Source organism: Janthinobacterium sp. SUN120 (assembly GCF_030397735.1).
In the GTDB taxonomy this organism is placed as follows: Bacteria; Pseudomonadota; Gammaproteobacteria; order Burkholderiales; family Burkholderiaceae_D; genus Janthinobacterium; species Janthinobacterium kumbetense.
In genome coordinates this window covers 187,052-205,765 of the sequence record NZ_JAPUBW010000003.1, presented here as the reverse complement: position 1 = coordinate 205,765, position 18,714 = coordinate 187,052, and the positions used below count along the sequence as shown (strand labels likewise).

General features: G+C 59.8%; 15 protein-coding genes. 3 read left to right on the top strand and 12 right to left on the bottom strand.

Going from position 1 to position 18,714, the window contains the following annotated elements; all coding sequences use genetic code 11:
* Window positions 1-158 precede the first annotated feature (158 nt).
* From O0879_RS18775 to O0879_RS18765, 3 genes are all read left to right on the top strand, one after another.
* Window positions 159-2,270, top strand: coding sequence for a TonB-dependent siderophore receptor (locus tag O0879_RS18775; RefSeq protein WP_289918109.1), 2,112 nt, complete (start codon window positions 159-161; stop codon window positions 2,268-2,270).
* Window positions 2,271-2,597: 327 nt separating this feature from the next.
* On the top strand, window positions 2,598-3,257 hold the full coding sequence (locus O0879_RS18770; protein WP_099665284.1) for a PEP-CTERM sorting domain-containing protein: 660 nt from the start codon (window positions 2,598-2,600) through the stop codon (window positions 3,255-3,257).
* A gap of 256 nt (window positions 3,258-3,513) precedes the next feature.
* Entirely contained in the window at window positions 3,514-3,963 is a 450-nt protein-coding gene (locus O0879_RS18765; RefSeq protein ID WP_035825219.1) for a hypothetical protein, read from the top strand.
* Window positions 3,964-4,514: 551 nt separating this feature from the next.
* On the opposite strand, the gene O0879_RS18760 is transcribed toward O0879_RS18765, so the two are convergent.
* The 12 genes from O0879_RS18760 to rimP form a co-directional block, all read right to left on the bottom strand.
* On the bottom strand, window positions 4,515-4,880 hold the full coding sequence (locus tag O0879_RS18760; RefSeq protein ID WP_289906328.1) for a hypothetical protein: 366 nt from the start codon (window positions 4,878-4,880) through the stop codon (window positions 4,515-4,517).
* 162 nt (window positions 4,881-5,042) lie between these two features.
* Complete coding sequence (locus O0879_RS18755; protein WP_289918107.1) at window positions 5,043-5,615, bottom strand: hypothetical protein; 573 nt, start codon at window positions 5,613-5,615, stop codon at window positions 5,043-5,045.
* 167 nt (window positions 5,616-5,782) lie between these two features.
* Entirely contained in the window at window positions 5,783-6,130 is a 348-nt protein-coding gene (locus O0879_RS18750) for an energy transducer TonB (RefSeq protein ID WP_077408994.1), read from the bottom strand.
* 60 nt (window positions 6,131-6,190) lie between these two features.
* Window positions 6,191-7,951, bottom strand: coding sequence for a methyl-accepting chemotaxis protein (locus O0879_RS18745; RefSeq protein WP_289918106.1), 1,761 nt, complete (start codon window positions 7,949-7,951; stop codon window positions 6,191-6,193).
* Window positions 7,952-8,471: 520 nt separating this feature from the next.
* Window positions 8,472-8,936, bottom strand: a complete 465-nt coding sequence (locus O0879_RS18740; RefSeq protein WP_289918104.1) for a hypothetical protein — start codon at window positions 8,934-8,936, stop codon at window positions 8,472-8,474.
* Window positions 8,936-9,931, bottom strand: a complete 996-nt coding sequence (dusA, locus tag O0879_RS18735) for a tRNA dihydrouridine(20/20a) synthase DusA (protein WP_251349820.1) — start codon at window positions 9,929-9,931, stop codon at window positions 8,936-8,938. Before dusA ends, O0879_RS18740 begins: the two co-directional genes overlap by 1 nt.
* 117 nt (window positions 9,932-10,048) lie before the next feature.
* Window positions 10,049-11,881, bottom strand: coding sequence for a translational GTPase TypA (gene typA / locus O0879_RS18730; RefSeq protein WP_076569139.1), 1,833 nt, complete (start codon window positions 11,879-11,881; stop codon window positions 10,049-10,051).
* Between the two features lie 207 nt (window positions 11,882-12,088).
* Complete coding sequence (gene truB / locus O0879_RS18725; protein ID WP_289918103.1) at window positions 12,089-13,024, bottom strand: tRNA pseudouridine(55) synthase TruB; 936 nt, start codon at window positions 13,022-13,024, stop codon at window positions 12,089-12,091.
* Between the two features lie 2 nt (window positions 13,025-13,026).
* Window positions 13,027-13,443, bottom strand: a complete 417-nt coding sequence (gene rbfA, locus O0879_RS18720) for a 30S ribosome-binding factor RbfA (RefSeq protein ID WP_099665290.1) — start codon at window positions 13,441-13,443, stop codon at window positions 13,027-13,029.
* Window positions 13,444-13,557: 114 nt separating this feature from the next.
* The gene (gene infB / locus O0879_RS18715; protein ID WP_289918101.1) at window positions 13,558-16,416 is read right to left on the bottom strand and encodes a translation initiation factor IF-2; all 2,859 of its coding nucleotides are present in this window, start codon (window positions 16,414-16,416) and stop codon (window positions 13,558-13,560) included.
* Between the two features lie 46 nt (window positions 16,417-16,462).
* Window positions 16,463-18,028 carry a transcription termination factor NusA gene (gene nusA, locus O0879_RS18710; RefSeq protein ID WP_077400312.1) on the bottom strand — a complete coding sequence of 522 codons (1,566 nt, stop codon included), beginning with the start codon at window positions 18,026-18,028 and terminating at the stop codon, window positions 16,463-16,465.
* Window positions 18,025-18,513 carry a ribosome maturation factor RimP gene (rimP, locus tag O0879_RS18705; RefSeq protein ID WP_035828693.1) on the bottom strand — a complete coding sequence of 163 codons (489 nt, stop codon included), beginning with the start codon at window positions 18,511-18,513 and terminating at the stop codon, window positions 18,025-18,027. Before rimP ends, nusA begins: the two co-directional genes overlap by 4 nt.
* Between the last annotated feature and the right edge of the window lie 201 nt (window positions 18,514-18,714).

The window sequence follows — 18,714 nt, the reverse complement described above, 5'->3', positions numbered from 1 at the left end:
CCTGCGGGCAGGCATACCGCCACTACGCAATATTCGCAATTGACGGATAAAATGAGAATCATTATCATTCTTATCCCCTTGCGCAGGATGCCCACGCCACGATGTTGTCGCGCCGCCAAAAATGCCCGCGCAACCATTGTCCCTACGGAGATCCATGCATGGCCGCCACACTTTCCCCACTGCCTTTTTCGCTGCGCCCGTGCGCGCTGGCCATCGCCCTCGCTTGCCTGGGCGCGTCCCTTGCCGCGCAGGCACAGGACGCCAATACGGCCAGTACCGCCAATGACGCCGGTCCCATCCTGGAATCCATCCAGGTCAGCAGCAACCTGCTGGGCACCAGCATGGCCGCCAGCACGAAAAATTTCGCGGGCGCCCGCACGGTGGTGCAAAAGGATGACATCGAAAACTCGGGCGCGACCAGCCTCAGCGACGTGATGCGCCGCATTCCCGGCGTGCAGATCAGCGACAACTCGGGCAGCGCCGGCAGCGCCATTTCCCTGAATATCGGCGTGCGCGGCCTGGCTGGACGCTATTCGCCGCGCAGCACGGTCTTGCTCGATGGCATCCCGATGTCGGTCGCGCCGTATGGCCAGCCGCAACTGTCGTTCGCGCCCGTCAGCCTGGCCAATGTGGAAACGGTCGACGTGGTGCGCGGCGGCGGCGCCGTACGCTTTGGCCCGCAAAACGTGGGCGGCATCATCAACTTCAAGACGCGCCGCGTGCCTACCACGTCAGGCGTGACGGGCGACGCCACCGTGCGCTACAACTCATACAGCGAAGTGGGCCACAACACGCAGGCCAGCGTGTTTGCCGGTACCCAGCTCGACAGCGGCCTGGGCCTGGCCGTGCTGTATTCCGGCATCCGCGGCAGCGACTGGCGCGTGGGCAGCGATGAGAAGGTCAACGACTTCGCCCTCAAATTCCGCTACGACCTGAGCCCGACGGCCGAGGTGTACGGCAAGCTGTCCTACTATGACGTGACGTCGCGCACGCCGGGCGGCCTGACTGCCGCGCAATACAAGCAGGACCCGTTCCAGAACACGCGCCCCACCGACTTCTGGAGCGGCGAGCGCAAGGCCTTCGACATCGGCTACCTGAATGCCATTTCCGGCACGCAAGAATTCGAGGTGCGCGCCTATTACAACAAGAGCTCGCGCGAAAGCACGCTGATCAGCGGAAACAACCTGGGCCACCAGCCGCGCAACTATGAAACGACGGCCATCGAACCGCGCTACACGCAGCGCTTCACGACCGGCAAGGTGTCGCAGGACGTCACCGTCGGCTACCGCTACCTGGTTGAACGGGCCGATGAAAGCATCTACAGCGTCGCCATCGCCAGCGGCGTGCAACAAACGACGAACTTCGCCAACAACTCCACCGATGCGCAAGCCGTGTATATCGACGACAAGATCGCCATCGACGCCTGGCGCATCACGCCGGGTGTGCGCTACGAGCACATCAAGACGGTGCGCTTCAACCACTTGCCGACCGACCAAAAGATCGAGTTGCTCAACAACAAAGCCCTGCCCTCGCTGAACGTGGCCTATTTGCTCAACAACAACGTCACCCTGTTCGGCAACTACAACAGCTCGTTTGGCGCCGTGCAAAATACGCAGCTCAATGCGCAATCAAGCAAGAACGCGCTGCAGCCGGAACTGGCGAAAACCGCCGAGCTGGGCGCGCGCTGGAAGAGCGGCCAGCTGTCGGCCGAGGCGACCTTGTTCAACATCAAGTTCGACAACCAGATCCAGTCCGTCGGCAGCGGCAAGAACGCTATTTTCTACAACGTGGGCGCCACGCATCACCGGGGCCTGGAATCGGCCGTCGACTACCACTTCGACCAGTCCGGCCCGCTGGCCGGCTTGAACGCCTACGCCACCTACACCTATACCAAGGCCACCTTGCAGGATGGCGTGAACGCGGGCAATGACGTGCCCTTCTATTCGCGCACCACGGACACCGTCGGCGCCCACTACCAGCTGGGCGCCTGGGGCTTCGACCTGTCGAGCAGCCACCAGAGCCGCCAGTTCGCCGACGAGGCCAACACCGTGGCGGAAAACCTGGCCGGCAGCGTGGGCGTCATTCCCGGCTTCCGTACGTGGAACACGCAAGTGAAATGGAAAGTACCGGGCCAGAACGGCCTGGAACTGGTTGCCGGCGTCAACAACCTTGCCGACAAGCGCTACTTCACGCGCACCTCGGACGGCAACCTGGGCAAGCTGGTGGGCGCGCCGCGCATGGTTTACCTGCAAGGACGGCTGGCGTTCTAGTCCCGCGCACGTCGCGGCTATGGCATCAATAGCCGGGCGCGCACGCGGGCGGCACGCAAAAAACCTGCATCGTTGTTGTTTCGATGCAGGTTTTTTTACGTCCCGATGTCACAAAAATACTCCGGGGCAAGCAGCCTCAGGGCCGCGCTCACCCTGCGCCAGCACTGCAATTGGTTCACCATGGAAATTAATGCAATTTTGAACATGAATGATTTCACAATTACAAATATTTTTATCGTGCAGCAGTTTTTTTCGTGAGTTTTAGTGATATTCTTTAAATGTCATTTAGGAAATGAAATTAACTTTTAAATAATAGAACGGACCCACATGAAAATGCCTGCTACCCTCTTCAAGATCGCCGCACTGGCCTCCCTGATCACTGCCGGCGGCGCCAACGCCGCGACCGAACTGGTCGTCAACGGCAGCTTCGAAAGCAACGCCATCACCACCCCATTCGCACAATTGAGCGCCGTGACGGGCTGGACCTCATCCGTCAGCGGCAATACGGCCTTTGAAATCCAGAAGGGCGCCACGCAAGGCGGCCAGAGCGGCTTCAACCCCGTCGCTGCCGCCGGCACGCAATACCTGGAACTCAACGCCGAGCGCCTGACGTCCGTGTCGCAATCGCTCGCTACCACGGCCGGCGGCACGTATGCGCTGTCGTTTGCCTACTCGGGCCGCCCGAATACGCCAGGCGGCGCAAGCAGCCTGATGAACGTCTACTGGGGTTCGACCCTGCTGACGCCAACGGCCCTGGTCGGCAACACCACCGGCGTGTGGCAAACCTACAGCCAGAACGTCACCGCGCTCGGTTCGTCCACCTTGCTGCGCTTCGAATCGATCGGCCCGGCCTCCGCGCCAACCTATGGTTCCTACCTGGACAACGTCTCGGTGACGACGGCCGTGCCGGAACCGGAAAGCTACGCCATGATGCTGCTGGGCCTGGGCTTGCTGGGTTTCATGGCACGCCGCAAGACTGCCGCCTGAGTCTGAAGTCGTCGTGCAACAGCCGCTCCGCCACCAGGCCGGGCGGCTTTTTTTATGGCCCAAACGGAAGCATAATTCCCAGGAAATGTTGCCAAAAAGAATTAAATTGACGCTACAATAGCGGGGTATCAAGCAATGCCAAGCATCGCTCCGCCAGGGCCACTACCCCGCCCTGATCATCAGCACGCATTTTTTGAACAGGATGACTGGCGCTGCCGGGCCCGATCGCGCTCCCGGCACGGCCACCACACGCACTATGTCTGCAGAAAAAACCATTACCGAAACGAGTTCCTATGGCAAGGAAACGCCCGTGGGACGTCCCGACATCGATGGCCGCGCCGGCATTTTCGTGCCCACGGCGGAATTTGACATCGACAACACCACCACCATCCGCAAGGGCGCGGGCATTGTCGGCTTCGGCAACCTCGATGGCACCCTGACCGTGTATTTCGAAGCGAACCGCTTCGATGAAAGCAATCTGCACAAATGGGAACACAAGGCGCGCAAGGCGTATGACCGCATGGTCATGGGCGCGCCCACGGTGTCGAAGGCGAAAATCGATGCACGCATGCTGGAACAGGTCGGCATCATCGATGGCATGGGCATCAATCTCAAGCATCCGGAACGCCTGACGCACTGGCTGGCGATCTCGAACGTGCCGGACACGGCGCCGGAAGAGCCTGTAGTGCGCTGGAAAAACCGCTAAGTAATCCTCAGGAAATTATTGTGAAGTTATGACGAACAGAACCGGATGCTATGCAAGGCGCCCGCTGCGACGCAGTGCGAGCACTGCTAGCAGTGGGCAACACCGCAGAGCGCCGGTTATGGAAGTCAGAAATCGGAATAATTTATTGGGGGTTACTCAGGCAGTCGGAGAGCGAGGCGGGGCGCCAGGCACGAGGTGTTGTCCTACATCGTGGCGGACATTCATCCGATGCCCAAAGGCATCGAGTCATCCTATGATGAAAGCCTGACCACACCTCACACCACTCAGGAGTACGACATGTCCCGCCTCATCCCGATCAGCTTTGGCGCCTTGCAAATAGGTCTGGCAGCGGCGGCGATGTACATCCTGTGCTCGGCGGACGTGCTGCACCAGAGTTCCGTGTATTTCCACTGAGTTCATATTACGTCACAACTCTCACCAAATTGTAGCGAGCGGCGGTGAGTCGTGGGGGAGAAGCGCAGCTGTAGTTTAGTACAGCGAGCATCGCAGCCCGCGAATCGCGACGCGCAGTAAATTTGGTGGGATGTTGACTAGCGGCGGCCGTAGTAGCGTCCGTGCCCGCCCCAGCCGCCGCGGTGTCCACCGTAGCGCCCAAAGCCAAACATGAAGTCCAGCCCGATCGATACGGGCGGATTGTAATAATACGGTTGCGGCGCGTACACGGGCGCCGGCACATAAACGGGCTGCTGCACGTACACCGGTTGCTGCTGCACATACACGGGTTCATTCGTGTATTCCACGCGCGATGACTGCACCGGTTCGGACGAGACCGTATGCCATTCATAGGGATTGTAAGCCCCCTGTGGCGCGCGCGAACCGTAATACGCGGGACCGGGCGGCGCCACGACGCAGCCCCCCAGGGCGGCCAGCGAAATTACTGCCAACAGGGTTTTCATTGCAATTCTCCTCGGGTACCAATACTGGTGTACTACCTTAATTAAGTACTATAAGAAATTACGCCGCGCTTTGCTGTGCTTTTACCGATTGTTACACCCCGACGCACGCCGCAACATGAAGTGTCGCAAAGCCGCCACAAACGGCGCGCGCGGCATGTTTCCTCAAATAAACGGTATCGCGCAGGTATCGATGGCCTTGCCGGCCGCATCGTAGCGCTGCACGCACACCTGGTAGCGCACGCCGTAATCGAGCTCAACCTGCTCGACCTTTCCATACTTCAATTTCCAGCTGGGCTGCACCTGTTGCCTGCCAGCCAGCGCGGCCACATCCTGCGGAATCGCCATCGCCGTCTGCGTCTCTCCCAGGCGCGCATCCTGGCGCCGCGCCACGTCGATAGCCACGCTCACGGCCAGGTCGACGCCGCCGTCCGCATACTGCAAAGCGGGCGCGCCGCGCTGCGCCCGCATCACGCCCCAGGCGCACGGCTTGCCGCCCGCCTCGCATTGCTTCAGCTGCGCCAGCGGAAAATACTCAGGGGCAATCTTGCCATCCTTGATGGGCCAGCTGGTGCGCACGCCGTCGCGCTTGCCCGTCAGGGGATTGTCCCAGCTCAGGCTATTGACGACGGCCACGGTCTGCCCCGCCTGCAAGCCCACGGGCGTGCCCAGCGAGGCGCAGGCGGAAAGCAGCATGCCGCTGGCGGCGAGAAGGGAAAGTGTCAGGATGCGCTGCATGGTAGGCCTCTTGTGGTGGGAGATCCCGAAGGTATGTTTCGAGGGTAACAGAATCGGCGGCGACAGTGCCGTTGGCTGGCGCACATAACACTACGGGCGGCACCCTTGCAGGCGCCGCCCGTAGCGGAGAGCTCATGCCGGGAGCCAGGCCCCCGGCAATAGGTGGATCAGTCCAGCTTCCAGGCGTAGTCGACCTTGGTCCAGGTCTGCGCTGCGGCGCCATCCTTGGTGCCCGGCTTGAACTTGCACGCGGACAGGGCCTTGATGGCGGCCTTGTCCAGGTTCTTGAAGCCGCTGCTCTTCTCGACTTTCGAATCGGCAACGCTACCATCGGCATTGACCAGGAAGGACATCGTCACGGTGCCCTGCTCTTCGTTCATCAACGAAGCTTTCGGATAGTCGGCCTTGCAATTCTTGGCATCGAACGACGCTGGCACCTCGGCAGCGAAGGCTGCGGAAGAAACGGACACCAGCAAGGCTGCTGCAACACTCATCAAACGCTTATTCTCAAACATGTGCTTCCCCATGATTATCAGATACGGTAATTACAACTTCCTGTGCGCTGTTGGCCGCGCTTAAAACTCTTCCCACTCGTCATTGCTGCCGGCGCTTGCCGCCTTGCGCGGCGCCGGAGCAGCCACGGGAGCTGCCGCTTCCGCCTTGCGTGCCAGCGATTTCACCGGACGCAATGCCGGCGCCGGCTTGCGCGCGGCAACGGGGGCAGCCACAGCCGCCACGGGGGCAGGTACATACGCTGCCGGCTTTTCTTCGCCTTCGACCAGTTTGAAGATGCTGACCACGTGGGCCAGTTCGGCCGCCTGGTCTTGCAAGCTTTGCGCCGCGGCGGCAGCCTGCTCCACCAGGGCCGCATTTTGCTGCGTCATGCCATCCATCTCGATGATCGACAGGTTGACCTGTTCGATGCCGGCGCTTTGTTCCTGGCTGGCACTGGCGATCTCGCTCATGATGTCGGTGACGCGACGCACGCTGTCGACCACTTCGCCCATCGTCACACCGGCCTGGCCCACCAGACGCGTACCGCGTTCCGTCTTCTCGGCCGAATCGTCGATGAGGATCTTGATTTCCTTCGCGGCGCCAGCGGAACGCTGGGCCAGGTTGCGCACTTCCGATGCCACCACGGCAAAGCCGCGGCCTTGTTCGCCGGCGCGTGCCGCTTCCACGGCCGCGTTCAGCGCCAGGATGTTGGTCTGAAAGGCGATGCCATCGATCACGCCGATGATGTCGACAATTTTCTTCGCCGATTCATTGATCGAGCTCATGGTGTCAACCACTTGCGACACCACGGAGCCGCCCTTCAGGGCCACGTCCGACGCCGTGGCGGCCAGCTTGTTGGCTTCCCGCGCATTGTCCGCATTCTGTTTCACGGTCGAGGTCAGCTCTTCCATGGCCGACGCCGTTTTTTCCAGCGCGCTGGCCTGCATTTCCGTGCGCGACGACAGGTCGATATTGCCGTCGGCAATTTCACGCGACGCCGTGCCGATAGTTTCCGTACCGACACGTACCTGGCCGACGATGCCCACCAGGCTGTTGCGCATTTCCTTCATTTCCGCCAGCAGGCTGGAATTGTCCGATGGCTGCGTGTGGATGCCGATCGACAGGTCGCCATTGGCGATGCTGCCGGCGATCGACGCCGTGTAGTCAGGCTCGCCGCCCAGCTGCTTCAGCAAGCCGCGGGTGATCACCAGTGCTGCCGCCACGCCCATCGCCACGGCCAGTACGCCGAGGATGATCATGAACAGGCGCGCGCTGTCGAAGGCCTTGCGGGCATCCGATTGCATCTGCTCATTGAGCTTGTCTTCCAGCACGGCCAGTTGCTCCAGCGCTTCCATCCATTTTTTCTGTACCGGGCGGATTTCCTTGATCATCACGCGCGTGGCGCCTTCCGCATCGTTGGCCATCCACAGCGCGGACGCCTTGGCGATGGCCGGCATGGCGGCGGCTTCGTATTCCTTGATCGAGGTCAGCAGGGCTTTTTCTTCAGAAGTCGACTCGACGGCGAATTTCTCTTCGAGCTTCTTCTGCGTTTCCTGATAGGTGCTGGTCTGCGTCTTGATACGCGCCATTTCCGGCTCCATATCGCCCGCGTCGGTCATCAGGGTCAGGATGCGCAGCGAGGTGATGCGGTCGCTGACGTTGCCACGCATGTCGATCACCAGGCGGGTGACGACGTTGTTGACATTGATCACGTGATCGAGACGTTCCTGGATTTGCGCCATGCGCGCGATGCCGAGAACGGTCACGGCCACCAGCAGAACCAGTACCAGGGCGAAACCCAGGCCCAGGCGGGTACCAACCTTCATTTTTGCTAAATTCATTTCGGCTCTTCGTAAATGAAACTATTGATAAGGATTTTTGCCCGGCACGACAAGACGAAGGCTGCGCAACACCGGCATCCGCCCTTACCCATTGGTATGCTGGCGGTATCCGGCCGCACGCAGCCTGGGGTACTTCCTGGTCTACAACAGCCCTGAAAACCACCAGTGACTGCGAATGCAAATTTGTTCCACGGACTGAATTTTTGACACCGATGATGTGAGATCAACATCAAACATTCATATGAGAAATATTTGTCTATAATCAATTATAGGTGTAAATTTTGCCTCAAAGCAAGCAATAAGTACCTGAATAAATGGCTGATTAACTTTCTTCGGGGAAATGGCAACAACGCCGTTTCTTGCCCCATAGAAATGCCCCACGACAGTGCGGCCGTGCGCCGAAACAGCGCATTTACAACACATGGCATAGCCATATGACATCGTTTCGGAAGTGGTATTCAGAGGAGGGGGTGGTGCGGACAATACCAGTGCGCCGGGGCACCGGTATAGACAAGTTTGCTCAGCGGTCCCAGCTGCAATGCATCACATAGGCGTGACGCTCTGTGCCAAAGACAAAGACGCTCCAGATGGCGCCCAATTGAGCGGCCAGGCTGCGCTGGCCCGATGATACCAGTTGATACCAGCGGGGCGCACTGCCCAGCAGTTCGGCCAGTTCGTTCTCGAAACCATCGAACAGGCGCGCGTCGAGCGGCTGGCGGTCGGCCTCGCTCGCCGGGTGCAAGCGCTCGAGCAGCCACTGGCGCGGCGTGCACAGGACGCCGCTGCACACCACGCTCTCGATCGGCTGCAGACTCAAGCCGTCCGGCGCGATCTCCAGCGCGCGGCACAGCGCATCGAACGCCGCCTGCGGTGCGACGGGGCCCAGACAGGAGCATGCGAAAAGGCTGCCATCGTCCTTCAGCGCGCTGACGGCTTGCAGGTAGCCTTCAATCTGGCGCGCAAGACCATGGCAATCGCCGCTCATCAGGCAGGCAACGACAGGCGCGCCGCCGCTTCCAGCAGCAAACGCGGGTCGCCCGAAGCCAGCTTCTTCGAATCGGACAAGGTCTGGCGGAAGCCGCGCGCGCCGGGCAGGTTTTGCATCAGGCCCAGCATGTGGCGCGTGACGCTGTTCAGTTTCAAGCGCCCCGCTTCCTTTTCCAGCTGCGCGCTGATGTAGGGAATCATCGCTTCGAGCACCTGTTCGCGCGTCTTGACGGGAGCGTCGTCGCCGTAATAGCGCTGGTCGAACTGCGCCATCACGTACGGATTGTGATACGCCTCGCGGCCCAGCATCACGCCGTCGAGGTGCTGCAGGTGCAGGTCGATCTCCTCGAGCGTCTTGATGCCGCCATTGATAATGAACTCGAATTGCGGAAAATCACGCTTCAAACGGTAGGCATAGTCATACTTGAGGGGCGGCACTTCACGGTTTTCCTTCGGACTCAGCCCTTTCAGGATGGCGTTACGCGCATGCACGATAAACGTCTTGCAGCCGGCATCGGCCACGGTGCCGACGAAATCGCGCACGAAGTCGTACGACTCGCTGTCGTCGATGCCGATGCGGTGTTTCACCGTGACGTCGATATCGACCACGTCGCGCATGGCTTTCACGCAATCGGCCACCAGTTGCGGCTCGGCCATCAGGCAGGCGCCAAACGCGCCCTTTTGCACGCGCTCGGACGGGCAGCCGCAGTTCAGGTTGACTTCATCGTAGCCCCACTGCTGGCCCAGCTTCGCGCTGGTGGCCAGGTCCGTCGGATCGCTGCCGCCCAGCTGCAGCGCCACCGGATGCTCTTCCTCGTTGAAGCGCAGATGGCGCTCCACGTCGCCGTACACGAGCGCGCCCGTCGTCACCATCTCGGTGTACAGCCAGGTGTGGCGCGTGATTTCGCGGTGGAACTTGCGGCAATGGCGGTCGGTCCAGTCCATCATGGGGGCAACGGACAGGCGGCGGGAAGGCAAAGAAGAGGAAGTCATGGTGTCTACAAAAAACAGGAGCTGCAAATGACAAACCCGCTGCGCGCCTCACCAGTGACGGTGACGCGGCGCAGCGGGCCGGAGCGGCATGGCCCGCAGGCCATGCTCTACAACAGATTACGAATCACGCGACGCTTTTTTACGCTCGTGCTCTTTCAGGAAGCGCTTGCGCAGACGGATCGATTTAGGGGTGATTTCCACCAGTTCGTCGTCCTCGATGAATTCGACTGCGTATTCCAGCGACATCTGAATAGGTGGTACCAGGCGCACCGCTTCGTCGGTACCCGACGAACGCACGTTGGTCAGCTGCTTGCCCTTGATCGGGTTGACGACCAGGTCGTTGTCGCGCGAGTGGATACCGATGACCATGCCTTCGTAGACCGGGTCATTGTGCGACACAAACATGCGGCCGCGGTCTTGCAGTTTCCAGATAGCGTAGGCAACAGCGGCGCCGTCGTCTTGCGAGATCAGCACGCCGTTACGACGGCCAGCCATTTCGCCACGGGTGTTGTCGACTGGTGCGTATTCATGGAATACGTGGCTCATCAGGCCGGTGCCGCGGGTCAGGGTCATGAATTCGCCCTGGAAGCCGATCAGGCCACGTGCCGGGATCAGGTACTCGAGACGCACGCGGCCCTTGCCATCCGATTCCATGTTTTGCAGGTCGCCACGACGACGGCCCAGTTCTTCCATGACGCCGCCCTGGTTGGCTTCTTCCACGTCGACCGACAGGTTTTCAAACGGCTCGTGGCGCACGCCATCGACCATTTTGAAGACCACGCGTGGACGCGAAACGGCCAGCTCGAAGCCTTCGCGACGCATGTTTTCGATCAAAATCGTCAGGTGCAGCTCGCCGCGGCCCGATACTTCGAAGATCGTGTCGTCGTCGGTTGGGGCCACGCGCAGAGCAACGTTGGCTTTCAATTCTTTTTCCAGACGGTCACGCAGTTGACGCGAGGTAACGAACTTGCCTTCGCGGCCAGCCAGTGGCGAGTTGTTGACCATGAAGTTCATGGTCAGGGTCGGCTCGTCGACGGTCAGCATAGGCAGCGCTTCTGGCGTGTCCACTGCGCACAGGGTCGAACCGATGCCGATTTCGTCGATACCGTTGATCAGGCAGATGTCGCCGGCGACGGCTTCGTCCACCAGCACGCGCTCCAGGCCCTTGAAGTTCAGCACCTGGTTGATGCGGCCCTTGATCGGGGTCGCGCCTGGGCCATTGATGACCAGCACGTCTTGACCGACTTTGACGGTACCGCGGTTGACGCGGCCAATGCCGATCTTGCCGACGTACGACGAGTAGTCCAGCGAGGTGATCTGCATTTGCAGCGGGCCTTCCGGATTGTCGTCACGTACTGGAACGTGTTCCAGGATGGCGTCGAACATCGGCTTCATGTCGCCGCCGCGCACGTCTTCGGTCAGGCCGGCATAGCCGTTCAAGCCCGAAGCGTAAACGATAGGGAAGTCCAGTTGTTCATCGGTAGCGCCCAGCTTGTCGAACAGTTCGAACGTCTGGTTGATGGCCCAGTCCGGACGTGCGCCCGGACGGTCGATCTTGTTGACGATAACGATAGGCTTCAGACCCAGTGCCAGCGCCTTGCGCGTGACAAAACGGGTTTGCGGCATCGGGCCTTCTTGTGCATCGATCAGCAGCAGAACCGAGTCCACCATCGACAGAACACGTTCCACTTCGCCGCCGAAGTCGGCGTGGCCTGGGGTGTCGACGATGTTGATGTGGGTGCCTTCGTACTCAACGGCGCAGTTCTTCGACAGAATCGTAATGCCGCGCTCCTTTTCCAGGTCGTTCGAGTCCATGACTCGGGTGTCGACCGCTTGGTTTTCACGGAAGGTGCCGGACTGGCGCAGCAGCTGATCCACCAGCGTGGTTTTGCCGTGGTCAACGTGGGCGATAATGGCGATATTACGAATTGCGCGTTTTGTATTTGACATGGTCGTAGTAGTTACTGAAAAACTGCGGAGTGCGTACAAGATGTACGAGATACCCGAATGCTAATCTATTTCCGGAACCGCGTAGTATAGCATGTTGCGTTGCAACGCTATCTAAAAATGCTGGCGGCTCCCGCAGTCGGGGACGGTTTGTTTAAAAAAGCGACACTGTTTAACGAGTGTCGCTGGGTAATATGACGTTGCTGTGACTTATTGATGCGCCGTGGCAATCAAGCGTTCTGGCGCCAGGATGCTGTATTCCTGCAACTGGCCCGTGCCCAGCAGCTTGCTGTCGTGATACACGCGCACCCTGCCCGGCTCGGCTGGCACGGCGACGTCTTCCTTGCCCAGCGCGATGCGCTGGCCATGCAGGAAACGCTTGGCCAATTCTTCCGTCAGCTGGACGGCGGGGAAACTCGACAATAGTGCATCGACGGGCGCCAGCAAGCTCAACGGCGCGGCGTGCGCCGTCAATTCATCGAGCGTGACGACGCCGTCAAGGGTCAGGGTGCCCACGTGGGTGCGGCGCAAGGCGTTCAAATGGCCGCCGCAACCCAAGGCATGGCCGATGTCTTCGCCCAGCACGCGGATATACGTGCCCTTGCTGCACATCACGGACAATTTCAGGAACGGGGCTTCGTAGCCGAGGAACTCGAGCTTGTGGATGGTCACCGGGCGCGCTTCGCGCTCCAGGGTGATGCCGGCCCTTGCATACTCATATAAGGGCTTGCCGTCCCTTTTCAAGGCCGAGTACATGGGAGGCGTCTGCAGGATCGGCCCGCGGAACTGCGCCAGCACGGCTTCGATCTGCTCTTCGGTGACGTTGACGTCGCGCGTTTCCAGCACTTCGCCTTCCGTGTCGCCCGTATCCGTCGTCTGCCCCAGGTGCACCAGGGTTTCGTAGGTTTTATCCGCTTCCAGCAAGTCCTGCGAGAACTTCGTCGCCTCGCCAAAGCACAGCGGCAGCAAGCCTGTGGCGAACGGATCCAGCGTGCCCGTATGGCCCGCCTTCTTCGCGTTCAGCACGCGCTTGGCCTTGATCAGGGCGTCGTTGCTGGACCAGCCGACAGGCTTATCCAGCAGCAAGACGCCATCGACCAGGTCGCGCACCCGCTTGATGCCCGGTGGTTTCTTCGGACCCGCCACTGTTATTGCTCGTCCGTCTCGGGTTTCGCGTCCGGCTCGGCGTCAGCCGCGCGCGTGGCGTTGGCCTTGTCGATCAGCAAGGACATTTCCATGCCGCGCGAGGTCGAGCTGTCGTGCACGAAATGCAACATCGGCAAGGTGTGGATGTGCAGGCGCTTGCCCAGCAAGCCACGGATGAAGCCGGCCGCGGCCATCAAGCCTTCGGTGGTGTTCTTGATGGCTTCCTTGCTGTCCTTCAACATCGTGAAAAACACCTTGGCGTGCGCGTAGTCGGGCGTGATCTGCACTTCGGTGATGGTGATCATCGTGCCGACGCGCGGGTCCTTCAATTCGTAGGCGACGATTTCTGCCAGATCGCGCTGGATCTGGTCGGCCACGCGCAAGCCGCGCGCTGGCATGGTTTTGCTATGTTTAGCCATGATTTTATGCTGTCCTAAGTGCCGCAGGGCGCATGGGTCAAACGGTTGCCCGTTGACCAATGCGCCCCACGTGTTTGCGCGGACAAAGATATGTCCGCGCCATTACTGCTGTGATTACAGGGTACGAGCGATTTCCTGGACTTCGAACACTTCCAGCGTGTCGCCAACCTGAATGTCGTTGTAGTTCTTCAGCGACAGGCCGCATTCCAGACCGGCGCGAACTTCTTTCGCATCGTCCTTGAAGCGTTTCAGGGAGTCGATCTCGCCGCTCCACACCACGATGTTGTTGCGCAACAGGCGGACGGAAGAAGCACGCTTGACCACGCCATCGGTGACCAGGCAACCGGCAATCGCGCCCACTTTCGAGACCAGGATAACCTGGCGGATCTCGACCTGGCCGATGACCGTTTCGCGTTTCTCTGGTGCCAACATGCCCGACAACGCCGATTTGATCTCGTCGATCGCATCGTAAATGATGTTGTAGTAGCGAATGTCCACGCCATTCGACTCGGCCAGCTTGCGTGCCTGGGCATCAGCACGGGCGTTGAAGCCGATGATGACCGCTTTCGAGGCGACTGCCAGGTTGACGTCCGATTCCGTGATGCCGCCGACGGCAGCGTGGACCACTTGTACGCGCACTTCGGAGGTTGACAGTTTCTGCAGCGAACCGACCAGCGCTTCTTGCGAACCTTGCACGTCGGTTTTGATGATCAATGGCAAGTTTTTCACTTCGCCTTCGGCCATCTGGTCGAACATGTTTTCCAGTTTCGCAGCTTGCTGTTTCGCCAGTTTCACGTCGCGGAACTTACCTTGACGGAACAGACCGATTTCACGCGCCTTGCGCTCGTCAGCCATGACGACGACTTCTTCACCGGCAACCGGCACTTCCGTCAGACCCTGGATTTCGACCGGAATCGAAGGACCCGCTTCAGCGATGGCTTTGCCGTTCTCGTCCAGCATGGCGCGAACACGGCCATACGAAGAGCCAGCCAGGATCACGTCGCCGCGGCGCAAGGTACCGGACTGCACGAGGATCGTCGCGACAGGACCACGGCCCTTGTCCAGACGTGCCTCGACTACCAGACCGCGCGCTGGCGCTTCGACCGGTGCCGTCAGTTCCAGCACTTCGGCTTGCAACAGCACTTGTTCCAGCAGGTCGTCGATACCTTGACCCGTTTTTGCCGACACCGGCACGAATGGCGATTCGCCACCGTATTCTTCCGGCACGACTTGTTCGGCGACCAGTTCCTGCGTCACGCGGTCAACGTTGCCGCCTGGTTTGTCGACCTTGTTGATCGCCACCACCAGCGGTACGCCGGCTGCTTTCGCATGGGCAATCGCTTCTTTCGTTTGCGGCATCACGCCATCGTCGGCGGCAACCACCAGAATGACGATGTCGGTTGCCTTGGCGCCACGGGCACGCATCGCGGTAAACGCTTCGTGACCCGGGGTGTCGAGGAAGGTGATCATGCCGCGTGGCGTATCGACGTGGTAAGCGCCGATATGCTGCGTAATGCCACCCGCTTCGCCGGAAGCAACCTTGGCGCGACGAATATAGTCCAGCAGCGAGGTCTTGCCGTGGTCGACGTGACCCATGACGGTGACCACCGGTGCGCGTGGCTTGGTTTCGAAGTGCGCGTGTTCGCCCACGTCGGCCAGCAGCGCTTCCGGATCGTCCAGTTCGGCGGCAAACGCCTTGTGGCCCATTTCTTCCACCAGAATCATGGCGGTTTCCTGGTCCAGCACCTGGTTGATCGTGCACATCTGGCCCAATTTCATCAAATGCTTGATGACTTCGGATGCCTTGACGGACATTTTGTGCGCCAGTTCAGCCACGGTGATCGTTTCCGGTACGTGCACGTCCTTGACGACGGCTTCCGTAGGGGCCTGGAAGTTCGATTCACGGTCGTCATGGTGCGCCGGGCGACGGCCCTTCGCGCCACCGCGCCAGCTGTCACGGCCGCCTGGGCCGCTGTTGCCGCGTGGCTTGGGACCACCGGTGGTGCCGCGTTTTTTCGCGTCATCGGACCAGGTGGACGACACATTCGCCGACTTGATAGATTTCTTGTCTGCAACAGCAGGCTTCTTGTCGCCCGGCTTGTCGCCAGGTTTCTTGTCAGCAGGCTTGTGCAGCGTGCCTTCCGGCGCCTTCGGCTTGACCGGTACCGGTGCAGGCTCAGGGGCTTTGATGGCGCGGCGTGGCGCGTTCATCATGGCCTTGATCTGGGCGACTTCGTCGGCTACGGCCTTGCGTGCACGCTCGGTGGCTTCCGCTTTGTCAGCGGCTTCCTTGGCGGCAACAGCAGCGGCGGCGGCTTTCTTCTTCGCTTCTTCAGCGGCAGCAGCTTTTTTCGCTTCGGCGGCGGCGTCGTCAACGACAGGCGCAGCGGCGCTGGCGGCAGGCGCGGCGGCAGCCTTGGCGGCCGCTTTCTTCGCTTCCGCTTCAGCTTCTTTCTTCGCAGCCAATTCAGCCTGTTGCGTGGCTTTCGCCTGGGCTTCTTTTTCCGCGTCGAGCTTGGCCAGACGTTCTTGCTTTTCGCGCAGATCGGCTTCCTGGCGGGCGATCAGTTCAGCCTGTTTACGGGCTTCTTCTTCACGGCGCGCCACGTCGGCGGGATCGATCACCGGTGCGGCAGGCGCGACCGGTTCAGCTGCGACCGGCGCAGCTTCGTCACGCTGGACGAAAGTGCGTTTCTTGCGCACTTCCACCTGGATGGTGCGCGATTTGCCGGTGGCGTCAGCTTGCTTGATTTCAGTCGTTTCCTTGCGGGTCACGGTGATTTTCTTCTTTTCTGTGTCAGCCGCTGCGCCGTGTGTGCGGCGCAGATGATCCAAAAGCTTGTCCTTATCATCTTTCGACAATGGATCTGACGTCGAACTTTTCTCGACGCCGGCAGAACGCAGCTGCGTCAGCAGCAAATCTGCAGGCATCTTCAGTTCGGTGGCAAATTGGGCTACGTTGTTACTCGCCATTCAGTCCTCTTTTCTATGTGTCGCGGAGATGATAAAGATACTCAAATTAAGCCTTTGCGGATTCGGCCAGACTCCATGCCTTGGCTTGCAACGCCTTGGCACGATCGTCGTATTTCGAGTCAACCAACTTCATCTCATCGTCGGTCACATCTTTAAATTCACTTGTAATCAGTTCACGCGCACGGTCCGCAGACAAGGCCAGGATTGCGCCAAATTCGTCGTATGCCAGTGCTGCAAATGCTTCAACGGTCTTGATACCAGCCAGACCCAGCTTGCCGGCGGTAATGCGGTCCATGCCTTCCAGACCGACCAACGCCTCGTCCATGCCTTCCAGACCCTCTTCCGAAGCAATCGCTTCGGTCACGAGCGCATCACGCGCACGGGTACGGAGTTCATTGACGGTATCTTCGTCAAACGATTCGATTTCCAGCATTTCGGAAATTGGCACGTAAGCGATTTCTTCCAGACTGGCGAAACCTTCTTCCACCAGAATATCGGCCACTTCCTGGTCGACATCGAGCTTTTCCATGAACAGGATGCGCACGGCAGCCGTTTCCTGGGCAGCTTTGTCAGCCGATTCTTCGGCCGTCATGATGTTGATCTTCCAGCCGGTCAGGTCCGAGGCCAGGCGCACGTTCTGGCCGGAACGGCCGATCGCGATTGCCAGGTTTTCTTCGTCCACGACGACATCCATCGCGTGTTTTTCTTCGTCGACCATGATCGACGACACGTTCGCCGGCGCCAGGGCGCCGATGACGAACTGCGCCGGATCTTCCGACCACAGCACGATATCGACACGTTCGCCGCCGAGTTCGCCGGTCACGGCCTGCACGCGCGAACCGCGCATGCCGACGCAAGTACCGATCGGGTCGATGCGCTTGTCGGCCGTGTAGACGGCGATCTTGGCGCGGACGCCGGCATCGCGGGCTGCGGATTTGATTTCCAGCATGCCTTGCTCGATTTCCGGCACTTCCAGTTCAAACAGCTTCATGATGAAGTCTGGCGCGGTACGCGACAAAATCACTTGCGGGCCGCGCATATTGCGGTCGATGCGCAAGATGAAAGCACGCACGCGGTCGCCGATACGCAGATTCTCTTTCGGGATCATCTGGTCGCGTGGCAGACGCGCTTCGATCTTGCCCGATTCGACGATGGCGTCGCCGCGTTCCATGCGCTTGATGGTGCCGGTGACGAGCGAGTCGCCGCGTTCCAGGAAGTCGACCAGGATCTGTTCGCGCTCGGCGTCACGCACGCGCTGCAGGACGACCTGTTTGGTATCCTGGGCGAAACGGCGGCCGAATTCGACGGATTCGATCGGTTCTTCGATGTGGTCATCGACTTCGATATCCGGAATCTGTTCTTTTGCCTCGAAATGCAGGATCTCCTGATCCGGCAATTGCAGGCCCGCTTCATCGGGCACCACGTGCCAGCGGCGGAACGATTCGAATTCGCCCGTTTCGCGGTCGATCGAAACGCGGATGTCTACCTCACCCTCATACCGTTTCTTCGTGGCTTGCGCCAACGCGAATTCGAGGGCGCCGAAGACGACATCTTTATCGACGTTTTTTTCGCGCGCCAGCGCGTCAACCAATAATAAAACTTCGCGGCTCATGCTTTGCGTCCCTTAAAAACCACCTGCGGCACCAAGCGTGCCTTATCCACATCCGCGAGCGTAAACTCCAACATCGCCGGACCATCCTTACCTTCAAATTCCAACGACAATTTATCGCCCACGGGTTCTTGCAAGATCCCCTGGAACGATTTCCGGTTGTTCGTACCCGGCATCGCCACCATCAACTTGACGATGATTTCCTGACCTGCGAAACGGACAAAGTCTTCCAGCTTGCGCACCGGACGATCCAGACCCGGGGAAGAAATCTCGAGGCGCTCGTAAGGAACGTTCTCTACCGTCAACACATGCGATAACTGGTGACTCACCGTGGCACAGTCTTCGACCGTGATCGGACCTTTTTCAGCGGCATCGGCGGCGCTGAAATCAATAAAGACGCGCAGCAGTCCGCGCTCGGCACGTTCGACATCAACGAGCTCATAGCCCAGACCTGTAACTGTCTTTTCAATTAATCCCAACTGCTGCAAGAAATTCTCCAGAAATAAGGCCCGTTTTCGGCATGACGGCGCCGCATCGGGCGCCTACAACATGCAAAAACACGCATTCAAGTCATATATGGCCCCTTGCGGAGCCATTACAAACGGTTCAACAAAAAAAAAATGGGCATCTGCCCATCTTCTTGTATTTCCCCAACCAGATGAAAGCACTCCCCACCAAACAACCCTGCG

Bases quoted from the DNA above. Each gene is read 5' to 3' on its own strand.
- O0879_RS18775 (WP_289918109.1), top strand. From the start codon at position 159: ATGGCCGCCACACTTTCCCCACTGCCTTTTTCGCTGCGCCCGTGCGCG.
- O0879_RS18770 (WP_099665284.1), top strand. From the start codon at position 2,598: ATGAAAATGCCTGCTACCCTCTTCAAGATCGCCGCACTGGCCTCCCTG.
- O0879_RS18765 (WP_035825219.1), top strand. From the start codon at position 3,514: ATGTCTGCAGAAAAAACCATTACCGAAACGAGTTCCTATGGCAAGGAA.
- O0879_RS18760 (WP_289906328.1), bottom strand. From the start codon at position 4,880: ATGAAAACCCTGTTGGCAGTAATTTCGCTGGCCGCCCTGGGGGGCTGC.
- O0879_RS18755 (WP_289918107.1), bottom strand. From the start codon at position 5,615: ATGCAGCGCATCCTGACACTTTCCCTTCTCGCCGCCAGCGGCATGCTG.
- O0879_RS18750 (WP_077408994.1), bottom strand. From the start codon at position 6,130: ATGTTTGAGAATAAGCGTTTGATGAGTGTTGCAGCAGCCTTGCTGGTG.
- O0879_RS18745 (WP_289918106.1), bottom strand. From the start codon at position 7,951: ATGAATTTAGCAAAAATGAAGGTTGGTACCCGCCTGGGCCTGGGTTTC.
- O0879_RS18740 (WP_289918104.1), bottom strand. From the start codon at position 8,936: ATGAGCGGCGATTGCCATGGTCTTGCGCGCCAGATTGAAGGCTACCTG.
- dusA (WP_251349820.1), bottom strand. From the start codon at position 9,931: ATGACTTCCTCTTCTTTGCCTTCCCGCCGCCTGTCCGTTGCCCCCATG.
- typA (WP_076569139.1), bottom strand. From the start codon at position 11,881: ATGTCAAATACAAAACGCGCAATTCGTAATATCGCCATTATCGCCCAC.
- rbfA (WP_099665290.1), bottom strand. From the start codon at position 13,443: ATGGCTAAACATAGCAAAACCATGCCAGCGCGCGGCTTGCGCGTGGCC.
- infB (WP_289918101.1), bottom strand. From the start codon at position 16,416: ATGGCGAGTAACAACGTAGCCCAATTTGCCACCGAACTGAAGATGCCT.
- nusA (WP_077400312.1), bottom strand. From the start codon at position 18,028: ATGAGCCGCGAAGTTTTATTATTGGTTGACGCGCTGGCGCGCGAAAAA.